The sequence below is a fragment of the Shewanella chilikensis genome (assembly GCF_037953065.1).
GTDB classification, from domain to species: Bacteria; Pseudomonadota; Gammaproteobacteria; order Enterobacterales; family Shewanellaceae; genus Shewanella; species Shewanella chilikensis.
This window is the reverse complement of the sequence record NZ_CP149966.1, coordinates 1,070,450-1,086,576: the sequence shown is the minus strand read 5'-3', so window position 1 is coordinate 1,086,576 and position 16,127 is coordinate 1,070,450. Positions and strand designations below refer to the sequence as shown.

Sequence of the window (16,127 nt, the reverse complement as noted above, 5' to 3'; positions counted from 1 at the left end):
AGAATGCCAGTTTAAACCGCTTGTTTGACTGCAGCGGCTATGGTTTCGGCATGGGCGCGCACCAAGGCTTCATCATCCCCTTCCACCATTACCCGAATCAAAGGCTCAGTTCCGGATTTACGCAGCAGTACCCGGCCACGCTCGCCAAGTTGCGACTCAACCTGAGTCTGGGCATCTTGTACCAGTTGTGATGCCAGCGGATCTGAGTTGCCTTCAAAGCGAACATTAATAAGGACCTGGGGCAACATCTGCATCGACTCAGTCAGCTCTTCCAGTGACGCATTGTGACGACGCATGGCCGCCAGCACCAGAATACCTGCCACTATACCATCACCCGTAGTACCATGATCCAGATTGAGGATATGGCCTGAGTTCTCCCCCCCTATACGCCAATCTTTCTCTTTCAGCAGTTCCATTACATAGCGGTCGCCGACTTTGGAACGGGCAAAGGGGATATTGAGCTGTTTGAGTGCCAATTCGAGTCCAAGATTGGACATCAGGGTACCGACAACCCCGCCTTTAAGAATGCCGCGCTTTTGCGCGTCGCAGGCAAGAATATAGAGGATCTGATCGCCGTCTATCACTTCACCCTGTCGATTGACCATCATGATACGGTCACCGTCGCCATCGAGCGCGATACCCAGATCGGCGCCTTCGCTGACCACGGTCTCACAAATCTTGGCCATGGCGGTCGCGCCAACCTGATCATTGATGTTGATGCCATTGGGCTTATCCCCTATGGTCACTACCTCGGCGCCCAGTTCGCGGAACACATTGGGGGCAATGTGATAGGTAGCGCCGTGAGCACAGTCTACCACTATCTTGAGTCCGGCGAGGGTTTGGTCCGCCGGGAAGTTACCTTTGCAATATTCGATATAACGACCGGCGGCATCATCGATGCGGGAGACTTTCCCCAGCAGGTGTGACTCGACACAAACCAGAGGCTTTTCCAGCTCGGCTTCAATTTCAAGTTCCAACTCGTCATCCAGCTTGCTGCCATCTGTGGAGAAAAACTTGATACCGTTATCATAGTAAGGATTGTGAGATGCACTGATAACCACTCCGGCCTCGGCGCGGAAAGTTCGGGTCAGGTAGGCGACTGCAGGCGTAGGCATAGGGCCCATCAACATCACATTGAGCCCGGCGGCAGACAGGCCGGCTTCCAACGCCGACTCAAACAGATAACCAGAGATCCGGGTATCCTTGCCTATGATCACTTTACGAGTGCCACTGCGGGACAAGACTCTACCGGCAGCCCAGCCAAGCTTAAGAGCCAACTCCGGGGTCATCTTGCCCGCTCCGACTTTGCCGCGGATCCCATCCGTACCAAAAAACTTTCTCACGTTCACTCCTACTGAGAACCATCTTCAAATGGCTATTCTATATACTGTAAACCTAATGTTGGCTGACCTATTGGCTTGAAATGCTTTTATCCCAAATACATTTCCTATCCAAAGCGTTTGCTGGCAGCCATCACCTTGAGTACATCGCAAGTCTCTGCGACATCATGTACCCGAATAATATGAGCTCCCCGCTGAGCAGCCAGCATGGCGCCAGCCAGGCTGCCTGCCAATCTATTATCTACGCTGCGCTCAAGCAGATTTCCTATCATACTCTTTCGCGACAGTCCGATAAGTAAAGGCAGATCAAATTTTGCCAGCTCTTGCAAATGAGCCAGCAGATGATAATTGTGTTCCAGCGTCTTGCCAAATCCAAAACCCGGATCCAGCAATATTGCCTCTCTGGCGATCCCCGCTTCAATACAGGCCTCGATACGCTTGGCAAAGAAGTCATTCACCTCGGCGAGCAGATCCTCATAGTGAGGCTCATTCTGCATGGTTCTGGGCTGCCCTTGCATATGCATCAGGCACACAGGCACCTGCAGCTCAGCAGCGGCTTGGAGGGCGCCCGGCTCCTGCAAGGCCCGCACATCATTGATAAGGTGAGCGCCGGCATTGATACCGGCGCGCATCACTTCGGCTTTGCTGGTATCTAAAGAGATCCAGGTTTTGGGATGCTTGGCAGCAATATACTCCACCAGGGGAACAACCCGGGAAAGCTCCTCTTCGACGCTGACATCGGCAGCACCTGGACGGGTGGACTCGCCGCCGATATCGATAAACACGGCGCCATCGGCCACCATTTGGTCGGCACGTCGGCAGGCCAGTTCAAAGGAAGAAAAACGGCCGCCATCGGAAAACGAATCCGGGGTTACGTTGAGGATCCCCATCACCTTAGGCTCATCGAGTAGTAGTTGGTGAGCACCGGACTTCAATTCAAACACTCATTACTCCCTTACGCGTCAAGCGCGAGAACATCTTTATTGGATTTAGTATTGTGCCTTCAGGCAGAAACAAGAAAACCCCTTGCGGGGTTTTCTTTAACCTCAAAATGGGCCTATTTCAGTGGGCTCTCGCCGGGCTTACCCAAATCAGCAGTCGTCTCACTCGGCTCATGCTCTTCAACCTCGGCTTCTTCCGGCTTGGCGGCTTTATTGCCATTATTACCGTTGGAAGAACCGTTGTCATCCATATGCCAATCGACCGGAGGGCGTACTTCACGGCGCTCCATCAGGTCTTCAATCTGGCGCGAGTCTATGGTCTCATACTTCATCAGCGCATCTTTCATCGCGTGCAGTACATCCATATTCTCATCCAGCAGTTGTTTGGCTCGCTGGTAGTTGCGGTCGATGATAGCCTTGATTTCAGAATCTATGATGGCCGCAGTCTCATCAGACATATGCTTGGACTTGGCCATGGAGCGGCCCAGGAATACCTCACCCTCTTCCTCTGCGTACAGCAGCGGACCGAGTCGCTCGGAGAAGCCCCATTGGGTCACCATGTTACGGGCAATGGCCGTAGCATATTTAATATCCTGAGATGCGCCGGTAGAGACTTTTTCAGTGCCAAAGATAATCTCTTCTGCCAGTCGACCACCGTAGGCCACAGAGATCTTACTCTCCAGCTTCTGGCGGCTCTCACTGATGGCATCGGCTTCCGGCAGGAAGAAGGTCACACCCAAGGCACGGCCTCGAGGGATAATGGTTACCTTATGCACAGGGTCGTGCTCAGGCACCAGATAGCCCACAATCGCGTGGCCGGCTTCGTGGTAAGCCGTCATCTCTTTCTCGGACTCAGACATCACCATGGAGCGGCGCTCGGCGCCCATCATGATCTTGTCTTTGGCACTCTCAAACTCTTCCATGGTCACCACACGGCGATTACCGCGAGCAGCAAACAGTGCCGCCTCGTTAACTAGGTTGGCAAGATCCGCACCTGAGAACCCAGGCGTACCACGGGCAATAACGCTGGCTTTGACATCGTCACCCAAAGGCACTTTACGCATGTGCACTTTAAGAATTTGCTCACGACCGCGAACATCCGGCAACCCTACAACAACCTGGCGGTCGAAACGGCCTGGACGCAGCAGCGCGGCATCCAATACGTCTGGACGGTTGGTTGCGGCAATAACAATAATACCTTCATTACCTTCAAAGCCATCCATTTCCACCAGCATCTGGTTCAATGTTTGCTCACGCTCGTCGTGACCACCACCGAGTCCGGCACCACGCTGACGACCCACGGCGTCGATTTCATCGATAAAGATGATACATGGCGCGGACTTTTTGGCCTGCTCGAACATGTCACGTACCCGAGAGGCACCGACACCGACAAACATTTCCACAAAATCAGAACCTGAAATGGTAAAGAAAGGTACCTTGGCTTCACCAGCAATCGCCTTGGCAAGCAAGGTTTTACCTGTACCTGGAGGACCAACCATCAATACACCGGTAGGAATACGGCCACCGAGTTTCTGGAACTTGCTGGGATCACGCAGATAATCCACCATCTCCTTCACCTCTTCCTTGGCCTCGTCACAACCGGCCACATCGGCAAAGGTGGTCTTAATCTGATCTTCGCTCATCAGCTTGGCTTTACTCTTGCCAAAGGACATGGCGCCTTTACCGCCACCGCCCTGCATCTGTCGCATAAAGAAGATCCACACCCCGATAAGCAGCAACATGGGGAACCAGGAGATAAAGATCTGTGTCAGGAAACCTGACTCTTCGGCTTCCTGCCCTTTCATGCGGATGCCTTTACGATCCAGGTCATTGATCAGATCCTGGTCATACAAGGGCATAATGGTGGTGAACTTTTCACCGGACTTTTTGACGCCTTCAATCGTACGTTGGTCGCTTTTCACTTCCACGTTACTGACTTGGCCGCTACGAACATCGTCCAGGAAAGTCGAATAATCCATCTTCTGCGCTGACGAAGAAGAGGGGGAGTAACCCTGGAACACGGACATCAGCACCACGGCGATGACCACCCAGAGAATCAAATTTTTTGCCATGTCACTCAATTACTGAACCTCACAAAGTCTTGAGATTTACTTCAATCAGGGTACTACAACTTGTACCCTGTCGCTACCAGATAGACCTCGCGAGAACGTGGCCTGGAGGAATCCGGCTTACGGGTTTTTACAGTCTTGAACGCTTGTCTGACTGCTTTCATATACTCGTCAAAGCCCTCCCCCTGAAAGACTTTAACAGCAAAACTACCATTGGCTGCCAACACCTGATGACACATATCCAGCGCCAACTCCACTAAATACATGGCTCTGGGCTGATCCACACCATCTGAACCACTCATATTGGGCGCCATATCCGAGAGCACCAAGTCAACCTTATCTTCCCCTACCCGGGTCAGCAAGGCCTCAAGGACTTTTTCCTCACGGAAGTCTCCCTGAAGGAAATCGACGCCAACGATTGGGTCCATCGGTAAAATATCACAGGCAACCACTTTACCTTTTTCACCGACCAACTTGGCCGCCACCTGAGACCAACCTCCGGGAGCCGCCCCCAGGTCGACCACTGTCATCCCGGGTTTAATCAGCTGATCTTTTTGTTGCAGCTCCTCTAACTTGAACGCGGCCCGCGAACGCAGCCCCCGTTTTTGTGCCAATTTGACATAGTGATCATCAAAGTGTTCCTGCATCCAACGGGTGGAACTGGCCGTACGTTTCTTACCTGACATTCAAAATCCGCAACAAATGAGAGTTACACAAGGGCTATATGAGGGTAGAATAGCGGCTTTTCAACAGTAACTCAGCAAAAGTTGGTAGAAATGAACTTAACAACCAAACAGAAACAGCATCTAAAGGGCCTGGCACACAGCCTCAAGCCGGTAGTGCTGCTTGGTGCCAATGGCCTGACTGAAGGGGTACTGGCTGAAATTGATAATGCGCTCTCTCACCATGAGCTGATTAAAGTTAAAGTCGCCTCTGAAGACAGAGAACTGAAAGCCGCTATCGTTGATGCCATTGTCCGTGAAACCCAGGCAACCAAGGTGCAGCTAATCGGCCATGTTTTGGTGCTCTTCCGTCAATCCGAAGAGATGAAAATCGCTCTGCCCAAGGCCAGATAAGCCCTTTCCCCACAAAAAAGCCACCTTAACCGGTGGCTTTTTTGTTGCCATAATCCCATCGGCGCGCACATTGTGGCGCCGGCGGATTAAATCAGTATTAATTGACGAGTTCAATCAAGGTGTTTGGGTCACAGGCGTCACCCGATAATGCTCACTGGACAGCCCCAGCCATTCCGGCAATGAAGTACCAACGGATATCGATGAGAAGGTACCGGTCAACACCCCGATAAACATGGCGATGGAAAATCCTTCCAAGGGGCCTCCACCCATGATCCACAGTGCTGAAATGGTCATTAGTGTAGTACCGGATGTCACCATGGTTCGGGCAAAAGTGGCCGCAATCGCCTGGTTATTGATGTCTTTTACCGCCAACTTGGGTTTGGCCGCCAGCAATTCGCGGATCCTGTCGGCAATAATGATGGAATCGTTGAGCGAATATCCCAAAATGGCCAACACAGCCGCCAGCACAGTCAAGTTGAACTCCATCTGAGTGGCGGCGAAAAAAGCCAGCACAAAGATAACATCATGCACCAGAGCAAATACCGCGCCGGATGCCAGGCGCCACTCAAAGCGATAAGAGAGATACCCCAGAATACACAGCATAGCCACCAGCAAAGCCAAACCGCCCTGCTCAGCCAACTCCTGGCCGACCTGAGGCCCGACTATGCTGGTATTGAGCACTTCCACCTGAGTGTTCATACCCGCCAGTACCTCCGGTAGTTCGGGCATGGTTTGCCCGGCACTTGGCGCGGCATAACGCAGCACCCAGCGTCCAGGCTCACCGGCTGCAATCAGGCTGACTTCCTGGCCATAGGCCTGCTGCAACACAGGTTGCAACGTCTTGGCGCTGATTGAGCTGTCGATACGGATTTCACTGACCACGCCGCCGGTAAAATCCAGCCCCCAGTTGAGCCCCTTGACGGCAATCACACTGATGGACACTATCATCAAAATTACAGAAACCGCGCTGCTGAAATAACGCCACTTGGTTGCATTTTTCATATTAATCATAATATTAAACCCTCACATCGCGGCTGAAGTTCTTGCCATAAACCAGATTGATAATCGCCCTTGAGGCAAAAATCCCGCTAAACATACTGGTCAATAACCCCAGCCCCAGCGTCAGCGCAAACCCCTGAATAGGGCCATTACCTATGGCGTAGAGCACTACGGCTGTGATCATAGTGGTGAAGTTGGCATCGAAAATGGTGGAGAAGGCGCTGTCAAAGCCCTTGTCAATGGCGTGCGCCAATGCTCGCCCTTCACGAAGCTTGTCGCGGATCCGCTCGAAAATCAGCACATTGGTATCCACCGCCATACCCACTGTCAGCACCAAACCGGCAATCCCGGGGAGAGTCAATACCGCGCCGGGGATCAAAGCCAGCAAGCCAAACAGCAACACCATGTTAGCCAGCAATGCCAGGTTGGCGACCCAGCCTAGCCTGCGATACCAAAGCGCCATAAACACCAGGGTGATCCCCAGACCGAGCGCCAGGGCGGCAAAGCCGTTGTGAATATTTTCTGCACCCAGCGTCGGGCCTATGGTGCGCTCTTCAACTATGGTGACAGGCGCAGTCATAGAACCGGCCCGCAGCAAAAGAGCCAGTTGCTGCGCATCCTGATAACTACCGGCGCCGGTTATCCGAAAACGCTCCGGCAGCACAGACTGAATGGTGGCGACACTTATAATTTCATTGCTTTGCACCGCCTTACCGTTGGCATCGCGGCTGTACTCACTATATGCCGTGGCCATAGGTTTGCCGATATGGCCTCGGGAGAAGTCGGTCATACGGCGACCGCCTTCGCTGTCCAGGGTAATATTGACCTCGGCAGTGCCCATTTCACCTATGCCGGCACGGGCATCGACAATATGCTCACCGGTCAGCACAGGTTTGCGCGCCACGGGCACAGGATTACCGGACTTGTCTTTAATCAAGATGGCGCCGGTGGCACTGTCCTTGACCTCATAGAAGGCCAGAGTCGCGGTCGCCCCTATCACGCTCTTGGCGGCCGCCGGGTCTTGAACACCGGGAAGCTCGATACGGATGCGGTTCTCGCCCTGACGCTGCACCAGCGCTTCGGTGATCCCCAACTCTTCGATACGGGTACGCATGATCTGCAGGTTTTGCTGCACCGTCAGGTTACGCAGGTTGATTTTCTCGGCTTCAGTCAGCGCCAACTTGAGCTGACTGTTATTGCTGCTCACCTGCCAGAGTGGGTATTGCTTGGCCATAAATTGCCGCACCTCGGCGCGAGCCGCCTCTGGCATAACCACTGTCAGTTGCTCTTCAGCGCCCTGACGCACACTTAAGCCACGGATCCCCTTTTCTCTGGCAAAGGCACGCAGCGCGTCGGCCAGTGAACTTCCCTGGGTTTGATACACAGGGGTGATATCCACATCCAACAAGAATTGCACCCCGCCACGAAGATCCAGCCCCAGTTTAATGGGTTCAAACCCCATGCCGAGCAACCACTCGGGCGCCGCCGGACTCAAGGCCAGAGTGAGTTCAGCGGGATCTTGGGCATGAGTGGCCAGCAATGACTTGGCCAGCGTCTGTTGGCCTTCGTCATTGAGAATAACCAGGGTTTGCTGATCTTTGCTGTCCAGGCGCTTGACGAGAATATCGGCCTTGGCCAGTTCAGAAACTATCTGGGTCGGAGATAAGGCGATTCCGGCCTTGGTGGATATTTGCACCGCGGCATCTTCACCATACCAAGTCGGCAAGGCACTCAGCGCCATCACCACCAGGGTGACTACCAGTACCAGATATTTCCAGGCGCTGTAGTGATTCAGCAGTTTTTTAGGCTGGCGCCCGCGGGCATTACTCTTTAATAATGAGTCAGTTATCATATTTACGCTCTCTTTTCGACTCGTGGCTTAAGCCACATATCACAGTCGCAGCCATCCAATGAAGGAGTGACTGACAACAGATGAAGTGAAACCCGGACAGAAAAGCCCGGTAGAGAGCGTCAGGCGGCTTGCTGACTGAAGCGATAGCGGAGGTTGGCGTCTTTCCAGCCTCCAAGGCGCAAACCGGCTCCTGGGTGCTTTAAGGTCCAATATTGCTCAATAGGCAATTGCTCGGCAAAACCTATGCTGAGCAAAGGCGCCGGTGGCATAGCGATTTCAAACGCCAATTCATAGGGTGGCTCGGCCACATCATGCGGAGCGGCAGTGCTGAGGCAGCGCTGGCTGGCTCCGGGCGCCGAATAGAGTTGGTCGCCCTGCTCGGAGCGCAGCAACTTGGATAAGTGAGATAAGGAAACCTTGCCTTCCACCTTTTCTCTGTCGGCAGCATCATGCTTGCCAAGCTTATGCTGCAGGGACTCCTGGGATTGGGGCTCCTGGCCAACTGAGGTAGATGAAGCTATGGACAACGGCTCTTTGTCAGCATCTTGCTGACTGAGCTCGGGTAAAGCCTGTTCAAACGCCTTCCAAGTTGCATCAGAGGCAATCCCGGAATACACATTGCCCAGCAGACCTATGGCGATCAGCAGGGTAAAGAGGCGCATGATTTTCAGCAAGGTGTTATCCATAAAAGGGTTATTTGGGCGGATGCTAATCTTTCAAGCCCTGACGGGCAAATTAAACTTTGTCCATCTTGCACAAAAAAGCCGCCCGGAAGCGGCTTGATAACGCAATCAGATATATTCGACGGCGACTACTTCATACTCTGCCAGGCCGCCGGGAGTTTGAATATTGACTTCATCCCCCAGATTTTTGCCAATTAGGCCACGGGCAATGGGTGAGTTCACCGAGATCAGGTTCTCTTTGATATTGGCCTCATCGTCACCGACAATGCGGTAAGTCACTTCGGCATCTGTGTCCAGGTTCAGTATGGTCACGGTAGAACCAAAGATGATCCGGCCATTGTTGGGCATCTTGGTCACATCAATGATCTGGGCGTTGGACAGCTTACCTTCGATATCGCGGATACGGGCTTCACAAATGCCCTGCTCTTCACGGGCGGCATGGTATTCGGCGTTTTCTTTCAAATCCCCCAGTTCACGCGCCGCGGCAATCGCCTCGGTGATCTTGGGACGGCGATCAAACTTGAGTATATCCAGTTCTTTGCGCAACTGTTCTGCCCCAACCAGGGTCATGGGAACCTTGTTCATAATCTCTTTCGTCTCCTGTCAAACAAAAGCAGCCTCCGTCGGCCTAAGGCCAACAGAGACTCATTTTTCGGGTGAATGGGCGCCATTTTGTCTGCGGCGCCAGGGATGCATAGCGGAATACCGGGGAACACACCGGCCAAAACTCAATTCATCTTGGCTACAAGCTTACCTAAGCCATGGCAGGCTTGCCAGTGATGGCGATAAAAATCTCTGTTTCTGTGGCACCGACGATAATAAATTCATCTCAAGTTAAGACTCGAAAGCACAGAGGGATAGCCCCAACCATTGTCTCCTACCTCGACCTGCTCACCGGTAAGGTACTGATACAAAGTCGGCGCCAGTGAGCCGTTATCCAGCGGCCCCAATCTCTGGCCGGGTTTGCTAGGCTCGCCCCAGAAACCTATGAAAGCATCTTTTTCCAGATAATGTTCCCCCGCATGACGCCCCGGCACTAAGGTGTTGTAACCAAAACCCTCTTTGGGGAAGAGATTGATGGTGCCGGCCCTGTCTTCATCATAGAGATGTGCCAGCTGCACCACGGCATCGGGTCTGGGACTCATGGCCGCCAGGCTGCGCCACTGCTCGGCGCTGCAGCCCTTGGCACTCCCCAGGCACAGTTCGAGCAGTTGTTGCTTGGCAGACAGCTGAACATCAGACAGCGGCGCCAAATAAGGGTTGCTCTGAGCCAGTGCCAGCAACTCTGGCGCGCCTTTAGCATCCAGCGCCTGATAACGGATAACGCCCGATTCACGATTAATCATTTCATCGCGGCGCTGCCCGTTTCTGTATCCCACCAAACGCACAGAGCAGCTATCAAGCGTACAATCGCTTTGGCGCACCACCAGATAATCCAGCGATTCCTGCAACTCATCAGCAAGCAGGCTGACCATATCCAGCGCCTTGCCTCCTTTAACCTTAAAACGGGTCAACTCTTGATACAGGGGTTGCACCTGCCAACCTCGGTCCGAGTTAAAGAAGTCCAGCATATAGTTGCCACCGGCAGTGGAGGCTATCACCAAATCTACCCCATGCAGTGAAGGCGGATTGAGGTTGTTGGTTATCTTGGGGCCTTCTCCTTCATCAGAGGAGATTTTGCTTATCTTGAGCTCGACCCCGCGCTGCTTGAGCGCATCTTGCAACACCAGTTCAGGGTTAAGGGTGTGATACACAGGTGCCAAACCATGATCGCCGGCCATGCCCCACAGCGTCTGCGGATAGATACCCGCGTCCCGATACACCTTGTCCAGACGGCCGAGCCAGTAATCGAGGCGGTTAAGCTCACCGGTCGGCGCTATGATTTCGTCGCTGAACGGCCCCTTGAAATGAGCGAAGTGATCCGGCCAGGGGTTATAAATAAGCAGATAGTCCGGCATTGCCTGCTCACTCAGCAAGGCCAGCTCATTGAGCTGTTCATTGAGCTTGGCCCGTAAGCTCATGCGGGAAAACAACCGCCAGGCGCCCATCCTGTCGTAGGCCTCGAGTTGCTCGCGAACCGCCGCCACGCTATGTTGCAAGCCCTTCTCGGCTTCGGCACGCAGCGACAACTCATTGAGACAGCGCTGCTCGCCAAAATCACGGATCACTTCCCCCAGCCCCAAATTGACCAGGGCATCGAAACTGGTCTGGGCGTTCCAGTCATATTGGGCGTTACAGTTTAAGGTCTTGAGATAGTTCAGGCGGTCGAACATGGTGCGCATGCCACGGCTTTCCACCAGATTTTCGAGCTGCAGGGCATCATTGCCGAAGAAGTAATAGGCCCGATCACGGGTGCGATCGACAAAGTGAAAATTGGGGATCCCTGTGCCCCCCTTACCGGACACTGCGGCGCCTGTCTTGATAATCGGCAGATTGCGCACACTGATGGTAGGCGTGGAAGAGATACCTCCTGTGGCTATGCCATTTTCACTCCGGCGATAGAGTGACTTAAAAAACGGCAGATAGTACTGATCGGTGACGCCATTTTTCACCAGCTGACGCAAAAAGTCCTGTTTGGGAGTGTGCTGCGGCCGCCCCATGGCTGACGCGGGCGTAAGTTGCGACAAAGCCGCATCCCTGGCTAGTACTTCTTTGAGATAAGGGCCGGAATTGGGTGCAACCAACGCCTGCATCAGTCCCTGGCTCAAGCCATCTACTGTTATCTGCACCGCTCTTGGGCGTTGACTCCAACTTGCCAAAAAGTCACTCAGCCCCTTGGGATCTTCCTTGAGACTGGCCTGCATCCAGGCAGAAAAGGCCTTGGCCCGCTGCGCCGGTAATGCATATTGGCGATAGGCCTTGAGCACATTAAGACGGACAAAGTCGATAAGAGTAACTGTTATCGCCTGCGCCTTGTTGTTTACCTTGGCGGCATTTTCCGCCTTGCCATCTTCAATAATCAGCTCGAGGGCGCTGCGCATATCCCCCTCGGGCAGACTGCCGACATACTTGCCAATCTCATTTATGATCAGCGGCTGAATGTCGGCAATCAGCGCCAGATCTTCAGGGGTGTTGCCAAGATAGCGGTAATGTTCCGGCAGTTTCTTGCCAAGGGCCCAGTCATCATTGTTGAATAGGCGATCATAGACAGTCACCAACATGGCAACCAACTGGCGATTGAGCGTCATGCCTTCGCGTCTGTCATTGGCTTCGGCGGTCGGTTCGGTATTGTCTTTGACCTGCTCCTCCAGGCTGAACAGCGAATGCTGCCAGGGTGCGATTTGCTCCTCGCTGTATTGGCTCAGCAGATAATCCCGGAACTGATCCCGGTTCTCGGCGCGGCTGTATCTGTCGTAAAAAAGGTAGAGAAAATGCCCAAGGGGGATGCTGTAGAAAGGATCCGACAGCCGGGCTATAACCCTGGCCTTGGTCGGCGCATCAAGCGGCAGTGTTAAAATGTAGGCATCCAGGCTCATACCGGCAACGGAAAATATCGCCAGATCGCGCCCTGTGGTGACACTGAGCTCCAACCCTTTAAACAGCTGCTTTTGCAGCAGATCGCCGCCGTGATACAAGGGCGCCACCAAAGGCACAGTGTTGATATCGGCCCGCACGCCGTTGCTGCCGAGGCTCAAAGCCAAGCCAAAACTCAAGGCAAGAGCCCGTGATTTGCTCCGCCGGTTAAACAGCCCTGTGACTTGCCCCGCAACGCTTTCCCGGCCCTTGGGCTCCTTTGAGACAGACTCGAGTATCATCACTTCCTTTCCCTGAAACATCTTGATTGCAGCGTCTTAAATGAAACGCCTTGATAGTGGGCGAGTTTAGCAAGAGCTGCCAAGATCCCAAAGCCAAGGAATTTGACCCAAATCATCCGGTTTACAAAAAAACAGGCCACCCTAATGGGTGGCCTGGTCACTTTCAGTTACTGACTGACAGCGTTTACTTGTTGACCCTGGCGTGCAGTTCCTGCACCGAGGCAACATTGCTTCTGTCGTCGGCATCATGGGCCATACAGGTTGCAAAAGCCGCATTCATGGTGGTGGTGTAGTTCACCTTGTGCTGCAGCGCGCCGCGGCGCAGCTGTCTGGAATCCTCGATGGCCTGACGACCCTCTGTGGTATTCACTATGTAGGTGTATTCACCGTTCTTGATCCGGTCAAGAATGTGTGGACGACCTTCATGCACCTTGTTCACCAGGCGGGGATTGATACCCGCTTCACCCAGCACCACAGCCGTGCCGTGGGTGGCATCCAGCTCATAGCCGAGTTCAATCAGTTTGGCCGCCAGATCCGAAACCCGCTTCTTGTCGCTGTGACGAACAGACAACAGGGCTCGGCCTGACTTGGGCACATCTTTCACTGAGCCCAGTTGCGCCTTGGCGTAGGCTTCGGCGAAGGTATCACCCACACCCATCACCTCACCGGTAGAACGCATTTCAGGGCCGAGCAGAGGGTCAACACCCGGGAACTTGTTGAACGGCAGAACCACTTCCTTCACTGAGTAGTAAGGCGGGATCACTTCCTGAGTATGTTGCTGTTCGGCCAGTGAAGTACCGGCCATCACCCGGGCGGCAATCTTGGCCAGAGGCACACCTGTGGCCTTGGAAACGAAAGGCACTGTACGGGCGGCGCGCGGGTTTACCTCAATCAGGTAAATCACATCACTCTTGACCGCAAACTGCACGTTCATCAGACCGACAACGCCTAGCTCCAGCGCCAGCTTGCGTACCTGCTCGCGCATCTCATCCTGAATCGCCTTGGAGAGAGTGTAAGGAGGCAATGAACAACCTGAGTCACCTGAGTGAACACCGGCCTGCTCGATATGCTCCATGATGCCGCCGATAACCACATCTTTACCATCGCAGATAGCGTCCACGTCTACTTCGGTGGCGTCATCCAAGAAGCGATCCAGCAGTACCGGCGACTCGTTGGATACACTGACGGCTTCGTTGAAGTAACGGCGCAGATCCTGCTCGTCGTAGACAATTTCCATCGCCCGGCCACCCAGAACATAGGAGGGACGAACCACCAGAGGGTAGCCTATACGCTCGGCATCCAGTACCGCCTGCTCCAGGTTGGTCACAGTGCTGTTTTCAGGCTGTTTCAGCCCCAAACGCTCAACCGCTTGTTGGAAGCGCTCACGGTCTTCGGCGCGGTCGATAGCATCCGGGCTGGTTCCTATGATGGGTACACCTGCGGCTTCCAGGGCTCGGGCCAGTTTCAGTGGTGTTTGGCCACCATACTGCACGATAACCCCTTTGGGCTGCTCAACCCGCACAATTTCCAGTACGTCTTCCAGGGTAACAGGTTCAAAGTAGAGTCTGTCAGAAGTGTCATAGTCGGTGGAAACGGTTTCAGGGTTACAGTTAACCATGATGGTTTCATATCCGTCTTCACGCATCGCCAGCGCTGCATGCACACAGCAGTAGTCGAACTCGATACCCTGACCGATACGGTTGGGGCCGCCACCTATCACCATGATCTTGTCTTTATCGGACGGATTGGCCTCACACTCTTCCTCGTAGGTGGAGTACATGTAGGCGGTATCCGTGGCGAACTCGGCGGCGCAGGTATCTACCCGCTTGTAGACAGGGAAGAGCTCATACTTGTGACGCAGTTTGCGCACTTCACTTTCAGAAACCCCCAGCAGTGACGCCAGGCGCGCATCGGAGAAACCTTTACGTTTCAGCTTGCGCAGGAACTCTTGGGTAAGACCGCTCCAGCCGCTTTCCTTGACCTTCTCTTCCTGCAGCACCAGATCTTCAATCTGCACCAGGAACCAAGGGTCTATGTTGGTGATGCGGCGAATACCTTCCATGGACATACCGGCGCGGAAAGCATCGGCGATATACCAAGGACGCTCAGGGCCGACATCCTGCAACTCGTAACGTATCTTGGCCAGGGCTTCCGGCTCGTTGATATCCACGATAGGGTCGAAACCTGTCATCCCGGTTTCCAGACCGCGCAGAGCTTTTTGCATCGACTCCTGGAAGGTACGGCCAATGGCCATCACTTCACCGACAGACTTCATCTGAGTGGTCAGGCGGTCGTTGGAGCCGGCAAACTTCTCGAAGTTGAAGCGAGGGATTTTGGTAACCACATAGTCGATAGAAGGCTCGAACGAAGCCGGGGTCAGGCCGCCGGTAATGTCGTTCATCAGCTCATCCAGGGTAAAGCCCACCGCCAGCTTGGCCGCAACCTTGGCAATCGGGAAACCGGTCGCCTTGGAAGCCAGCGCAGATGAGCGCGATACCCTTGGGTTCATCTCGATGATCACCATGCGACCATCTTTGGGGTTAATACCAAACTGCACGTTGGAGCCACCGGTTTCAACGCCGATTTCCCGAAGCACCGCCATGGAGGCGTTACGCATCAGTTGATATTCTTTGTCGGTCAGGGTCTGGGCCGGTGCAACTGTGATGGAGTCACCTGTGTGTACGCCCATGGGGTCAAAGTTTTCGATGGCGCAGACTATGATGCAGTTGTCGTTGCGATCGCGCACCACTTCCATTTCGTACTCTTTCCAGCCAATCAGCGACTCGTCAATCAGCAGCTCATTGGTCGGCGACAAGTCCAGACCCCGGGTACAGATCTCTTCAAACTCTTCGACGTTGTAAGCGATACCGCCGCCGCTGCCGCCCATGGTGAAAGAGGGCCGAATGATGCAGGGGAAGCCCACTTCATTCAGTACCTTGTGCGCTTCTTCCATGCTGTGGGCAATACCGGCACGAGGACACTCGAGGCCGATACTCTTCATCGCCTTGTCGAAACGGGCACGGTCTTCGGCCTTGTCGATGGCATCGGCAGTGGCACCGATCATCTCGACATCAAACTCTTTCAATACGCCTTTGGCTTCCAGTTCCAGGGCACAGTTCAGCGCCGTCTGGCCGCCCATGGTTGGCAGAATCGCATCGGGGCGTTCTTTGGCGATAATGTTGCGCACCACTTCCCAGTGGATAGGCTCGATGTATGTGGCATCGGCCATTTCCGGGTCTGTCATGATAGTTGCAGGGTTGGAGTTCACCAGAATAACCCGGTAACCCTCTTCTCTCAGCGCCTTACAGGCCTGGGCTCCCGAATAGTCAAATTCACAGGCCTGACCGATAACGATTGGGCCGGCACCCAGGATAAGAATACTTTGGATATCAGTACGTTTTGGCATTTTCTT

The 16,127-nt window shown here is 53.9% G+C and carries 11 protein-coding genes; 1 reads left to right on the top strand and 10 read right to left on the bottom strand.

Translation table 11 applies throughout. The annotated features are described in order from the left end of the window. Positions 1 to 11 precede the first annotated feature (11 nt). The 4 genes from glmM to rlmE form a co-directional block, all read right to left on the bottom strand. On the bottom strand, positions 12 to 1,349 hold the full coding sequence (gene glmM, locus WKR14_RS05075) for a phosphoglucosamine mutase (protein ID WP_339087475.1): 1,338 nt from the start codon (positions 1,347 to 1,349) through the stop codon (positions 12 to 14). Positions 1,350 to 1,447: 98 nt separating this feature from the next. Next, positions 1,448 to 2,284 (bottom strand): dihydropteroate synthase, encoded by an 837-nt coding sequence (folP, locus tag WKR14_RS05070; protein ID WP_144133008.1) that lies wholly within the window; start codon positions 2,282 to 2,284, stop codon positions 1,448 to 1,450. A 113-nt stretch (positions 2,285 to 2,397) separates the two neighbouring features. Continuing rightward, positions 2,398 to 4,353 (bottom strand): ATP-dependent zinc metalloprotease FtsH, encoded by a 1,956-nt coding sequence (gene ftsH / locus WKR14_RS05065; protein WP_165564589.1) that lies wholly within the window; start codon positions 4,351 to 4,353, stop codon positions 2,398 to 2,400. 53 nt (positions 4,354 to 4,406) lie between these two features. Further along, the gene (gene rlmE / locus WKR14_RS05060) at positions 4,407 to 5,036 is read right to left on the bottom strand and encodes a 23S rRNA (uridine(2552)-2'-O)-methyltransferase RlmE (protein ID WP_025009927.1); all 630 of its coding nucleotides are present in this window, start codon (positions 5,034 to 5,036) and stop codon (positions 4,407 to 4,409) included. Positions 5,037 to 5,126: 90 nt separating this feature from the next. On the opposite strand from rlmE, the gene yhbY reads away from it, so the two are divergent. After that, positions 5,127 to 5,426, top strand: coding sequence for a ribosome assembly RNA-binding protein YhbY (gene yhbY / locus WKR14_RS05055; RefSeq protein ID WP_025009926.1), 300 nt, complete (start codon positions 5,127 to 5,129; stop codon positions 5,424 to 5,426). Between the two features lie 114 nt (positions 5,427 to 5,540). Here yhbY and secF read toward each other — a convergent pair whose 3' ends face one another. The 6 genes from secF to carB form a co-directional block, all read right to left on the bottom strand. Further along, on the bottom strand, positions 5,541 to 6,437 hold the full coding sequence (secF, locus tag WKR14_RS05050) for a protein translocase subunit SecF (protein WP_404829478.1): 897 nt from the start codon (positions 6,435 to 6,437) through the stop codon (positions 5,541 to 5,543). 4 nt (positions 6,438 to 6,441) lie between these two features. Then, on the bottom strand, positions 6,442 to 8,277 hold the full coding sequence (gene secD / locus WKR14_RS05045; RefSeq protein ID WP_339087474.1) for a protein translocase subunit SecD: 1,836 nt from the start codon (positions 8,275 to 8,277) through the stop codon (positions 6,442 to 6,444). A 119-nt stretch (positions 8,278 to 8,396) separates the two neighbouring features. Beyond that, positions 8,397 to 8,963, bottom strand: coding sequence for a hypothetical protein (locus tag WKR14_RS05040; RefSeq protein ID WP_165564587.1), 567 nt, complete (start codon positions 8,961 to 8,963; stop codon positions 8,397 to 8,399). Positions 8,964 to 9,068: 105 nt separating this feature from the next. Beyond that, positions 9,069 to 9,545, bottom strand: a complete 477-nt coding sequence (greA, locus tag WKR14_RS05035) for a transcription elongation factor GreA (RefSeq protein ID WP_039033631.1) — start codon at positions 9,543 to 9,545, stop codon at positions 9,069 to 9,071. A 239-nt stretch (positions 9,546 to 9,784) separates the two neighbouring features. Beyond that, positions 9,785 to 12,736 carry an alkaline phosphatase family protein gene (locus WKR14_RS05030; protein WP_339087473.1) on the bottom strand — a complete coding sequence of 984 codons (2,952 nt, stop codon included), beginning with the start codon at positions 12,734 to 12,736 and terminating at the stop codon, positions 9,785 to 9,787. A gap of 163 nt (positions 12,737 to 12,899) precedes the next feature. Continuing rightward, positions 12,900 to 16,121, bottom strand: a complete 3,222-nt coding sequence (carB, locus tag WKR14_RS05025) for a carbamoyl-phosphate synthase large subunit (protein ID WP_100144222.1) — start codon at positions 16,119 to 16,121, stop codon at positions 12,900 to 12,902. Positions 16,122 to 16,127: the final 6 nt, after the last annotated feature.